Raw genomic sequence first — 4,410 nt, 5'->3', positions numbered from 1 at the left:
GTAAATATGAGTAAGTTTCGTTTAGATGAAGTAGATCACCAAATCCTTGATATGTTGATAGATAACACAAGAGTTCCATTTACAGATATCGCAAAAAAACTTTTAATTTCTGCAGGAACTGTTCACGTTAGAGTAAAGAAAATGGAAGATGCTGGAATCATTATGGGTTCTTCACTAACATTAGATTATGAAAAATTAGGATATTCATTCATCGCTTACGTTGGGGTTTTCTTGAACAACACCTCTCAAACTAAATTTGTTTTAGAAAGAATTAATGAAATTCCTTTCGTGACGGTTGCTCACGTAACTACAGGAAAATTCAATATTTTCTGTAAAATAAGAGCTAAAGATACAAAACACGCAAAAGATGTAATCTTCATGATTGATGATATCGAAGGTGTTTACAGAACAGAAACTATGATTTCGCTTGAAGAAAGTATCAACGATAAAAAACGTTTGATGCACACCATTTTTAAAGACATTTAATATTTAAGTTAAATATCGCTATATTTTAAAACCTCAAGTTTATTCTTGAGGTTTTTTTGTATATTTAAATTCAATTTTTTTCTATGTACACACTACCAAAAATAGAACGTTTCAATCAAAATGTATTATCTAAGTATCACATTTACAACAGTGTTTTCATTACTTTGCCATTTGATGCTATAGATAATACCGGAGTTTTACTACCACTTTTTAGCGAAGTTTGTGATAGTGGGTTTAAAAATAATTTAACGCCAATCGAAATTGTCAACTCATTTTCGCAGAAATATTTAGACAATGTTTCCGAAGAAGAAAAAATTGGTTTGATGTTTCGGTTTATACAATATGTTGAACGTCAAATAGTTTTATTCGATGCTATTGAAGATGCCGCTTTCCCTATAGTTAATAATATGGAAGGTAAAGGTTCGCTTCGAGATGTGAAAGAGCGTGCTGATACCAAAGAATTAAAACAAGAATTACTTTCTTTTCTAGAGGATTTCAATATCCGAACCGTTTTAACAGCACATCCAACCCAATTTTATCCAGGTTCTGTTTTGGGAATAATTACCGATTTAACTGATGCTATTCGTGATAATAATTTGAATAAAATTAAAGAACTATTAGCGCAATTAGGAAAAACACCTTTTATCAAAAAAGAAAAGCCAACGCCTTTTGATGAAGCCGTGAGTTTGATTTGGTATCTTGAAAATGTTTTTTACCAAACTTCTGGTGAAATGTTGCAATACATTCAGAAGAATATTTTCAAGGATAAACCTATTTCAAATTCCATAATAAATTTAGGATTTTGGCCCGGTGGCGATAGAGATGGAAACCCATTTGTAACCACAGAAATCACTTTAAAAGTTGCAGATAGATTAAGAACTTCAATTCTAAAATCATATTATTTGGATGTTAGAAAACTTAAAAGAAAACTAACATTTTCTGGAATTGATTCCATAATTGCTGAAATAGAAAACAAATTATATCGTTCTGTATTTTATTCAACAGGAACTATTTACATAACTTTATCGGAACTAAAAGATAAACTAAATGAAATCAAGTTACTTTGTATAGAAAAACACCAATCGTTGTATTTAGATGACATCAATGATTTGATAAATAAAGTCAATTTATTCGGATTTCATTTTGCTTCCCTAGACATTCGTCAGAATAGTAAAATTCACAATAAAGTGATTAAAACTATTTTTGATTCTTTCGGAACTGGTAACGAAGATTTCAAAAATTACTTTTCGTATTCAAGTGAAAAAAGAATGGAATTGCTAACCACAATTTCCGGAAATATTTCTTCCGACTTGTTTAACGATGAAATGACAAAGCAAACTTTAGATTCTATTTTTGCTATCAAAACAATTCAAGAAAATAATGGCGAATTAGGAGCAAACCGTTACATAATTTCGAACAATGAAAGTGCTTTGAATGTTATGGAAACTTATGCTTTATTCAAATTATGCAATTGGGAAAATCCATCAGTAGATATTGTTCCGTTATTTGAATCGATTGAAGATTTGAAAGATGCCGACAAAATCATGGAGCAATTGTACACTAATAAAGAGTACGCTGCCCATTTAAAAAATAGAAACAACAAGCAAACCGTAATGTTAGGTTTCTCCGACGGAACTAAAGATGGCGGTTATTTGATGGCAAATTGGGGAATTTATAAAGCCAAACAAACCATAACAAGTATTTCAAGAAAATACGGAATTAAAGTAGTTTTCTTTGATGGTCGTGGTGGTCCGCCAGCGCGTGGTGGTGGAAAAACACATAAATTTTGCGCATCATTAGGTTCAGAAATTGAGAATCAAGAAATTCAATTAACTATTCAAGGGCAAACAATTAGTTCAAATTTTGGAACAACAGAATCTTGTAGATATAATTTAGAAAATCTTTTAAGTGCTGGAGTTGCAAATCAGATTTATAAAAATGAAAGCATCAATTTGTCCGATTCTGATAAGGAAATCATTGACGAACTTTCTGAAATTGGGTATCAAAAATATTTGAGTTTCAAAAATCATCCTAAATTTGTTCCTTATTTGGAGCAAATGAGTACGTTGAATTATTATTCTAAAACCAATATTGGAAGTCGTCCATCCAAAAGGAATGCAAGCGAAAGTCTCGATTTTGCTGATTTGCGTGCGATTCCGTTTGTAGGTTCGTGGAGTCAAATGAAGCAAAATGTTCCGGGATTTTTTGGAGTTGGTTCAGCTTTAAAACATTTTGAAACTACCAATCAATGGGAAAAAGTTCAAACATTATTTGATACGTCTTTATTCTTCAGAACGTTATTAGAAAACAGTATGATGTCATTGGCAAAATCGTTTTTTCCGCTAACACACTACATGAAAAACGATCCTGAATTTGGTGATTTTTGGCAAATAATTTTCGATGAATTTCAAGAAACCAAACGATTATTATTGAAAATTGCAGGACATAAAGAATTGATGGAAAATTATCCTGACGGAAAAGCTTCTATCAAAATGCGTGAAGATATTGTGTTGCCTTTGTTAACAATCCAGCAATATGCTTTGATGAAAATCAACGAAATCAAAAAGGGTAGAAGTGATGCTAAACTTTTAGAAGTTTATGAAAAATTAGTAACACGGTCACTTTTTGGAAATACAAATGCCAGCAGGAATTCGGCTTAATTCGTTGGGATTTTTATTATTTTATTTTTGTTATGATTATTAAACGAACCTAGAAAAATCGCGCATTTGAAAATGAAAGAAGCAGATAAATTATCTTTATTTTTTAGCAATGAATTTCCTTTTAATAAAGAAGGTTTAGAAGAATTTGTAAATACTTTTGTAACTAAATCATACAAAAAAGGAGAAATTATTTTAGAAAACGGAACTATAGAAAATGAACTTCGATTTTTAGACCAAGGCATTATTCGAGAATATTATGCGACCAACGACAAGGAAAAGAATATTAATTTTTACACCAATTCAAGTTTTATAACCGATTTTTCCTCATTTACACATTCAACTGCAACAAGAAAATATCAAGAATGTTTGACCGATGTAGATTTGAGAGTTTTATCTAAAGAAAAATTCCTGACATTTACCGACCAATATCAATGTGGTAAACTATTTATTGAAACTATTTTCCAAAGAATTGTTGTTAATAAGGAAACCGAAGAATTCAATCATTTTGTAAATACTGCAGAAGAATTATATCTCGATATTATGAAAAACAAGCCCGATTGGTTACTTGAAATTCCACAATATCATATTGCTTCGTATTTAGGAATTACGCCCGAAACATTGAGCAGAATTAGAAAAAGAATTTAATTTCTTGATTTCAATCAATGGAATCTATTTTAACATTGGGCAACTTTGTACTTTCAATTTAAAACTATTAAATAATGAAAGTACATCATTTAAGAAACGCCACTTTAGTCATAGAAACCGGAGCTAATTTTATATTAGTTGATCCAATGCTTGGAAAAAAAGGAACAGCAGGACCAACTTTTACACTTTTCCGATTCAAGCCACAACGAAATCCTATTGTAGATTTACCAAGCAATGCAATGGATATCGTTGAAAAAACTACACATTGTTTACTAACGCATTTGCATCCAGACCATTTGGACAAGGAAGCCGAAAATTTTCTTCGCACTAAACAAATTCCTGTTATTTGTAGTATAAAAGATGAAGCTACATTAAAGAAAAAAGGATTAAACGTTTCCCAAACAGTTGATTATTGGAAAGAAAGCCCTTTTTTAGGTGGAAAAATTCAAGGTATTCCAGCAGTTCATGGATACGGATTTGTAGCAAAACCAATGGGAAATGTGATGGGATTTCACATAGAATTACCGAATGAAAAATCTATTTATTTAAGTGCCGATACCATTTATACTGATGATGTACACAAAGTTTTGACACAATTAAAACCTGAAATTTCAGTTGT

The 4,410-nt window shown here is 31.0% G+C and carries 4 protein-coding genes; all 4 read left to right on the top strand.

What is annotated here, in order from left to right:
• The first annotated feature begins 6 nt into the window (after positions 1 to 6).
• The gene (locus DIU01_RS13545) at positions 7 to 486 is read left to right on the top strand and encodes a winged helix-turn-helix transcriptional regulator (protein WP_035127172.1); all 480 of its coding nucleotides are present in this window, start codon (positions 7 to 9) and stop codon (positions 484 to 486) included.
• Between the two features lie 83 nt (positions 487 to 569).
• Complete coding sequence (locus DIU01_RS13540) at positions 570 to 3,146, top strand: phosphoenolpyruvate carboxylase (RefSeq protein ID WP_290835313.1); 2,577 nt, start codon at positions 570 to 572, stop codon at positions 3,144 to 3,146.
• 72 nt (positions 3,147 to 3,218) lie between these two features.
• A complete protein-coding gene (locus DIU01_RS13535) occupies positions 3,219 to 3,791 on the top strand; it encodes a Crp/Fnr family transcriptional regulator (protein ID WP_290835311.1) in 573 nt (190 codons plus the stop codon).
• A gap of 74 nt (positions 3,792 to 3,865) precedes the next feature.
• Positions 3,866 to 4,410: MBL fold metallo-hydrolase (locus tag DIU01_RS13530; protein ID WP_290835309.1), on the top strand; the 545-nt coding region annotated here is incomplete at its 3' end.

Source organism: Flavobacterium sp. (genome assembly GCF_003525665.1).
Lineage (GTDB): Bacteria > Bacteroidota > Bacteroidia > Flavobacteriales > Flavobacteriaceae > Flavobacterium.
The sequence above is the reverse complement of the archived record's forward strand: the minus strand, read 5'-3'. Positions and strand labels throughout refer to the sequence as shown.

What these genes read in the sequence shown, in the direction of transcription:
- DIU01_RS13545 (WP_035127172.1), top strand. Translation starts at nt 7, where the DNA reads ATGAGTAAGTTTCGTTTAGATGAAGTAGATCACCAAATCCTTGATATG.
- DIU01_RS13540 (WP_290835313.1), top strand. Translation starts at nt 570, where the DNA reads ATGTACACACTACCAAAAATAGAACGTTTCAATCAAAATGTATTATCT.
- DIU01_RS13535 (WP_290835311.1), top strand. Translation starts at nt 3,219, where the DNA reads ATGAAAGAAGCAGATAAATTATCTTTATTTTTTAGCAATGAATTTCCT.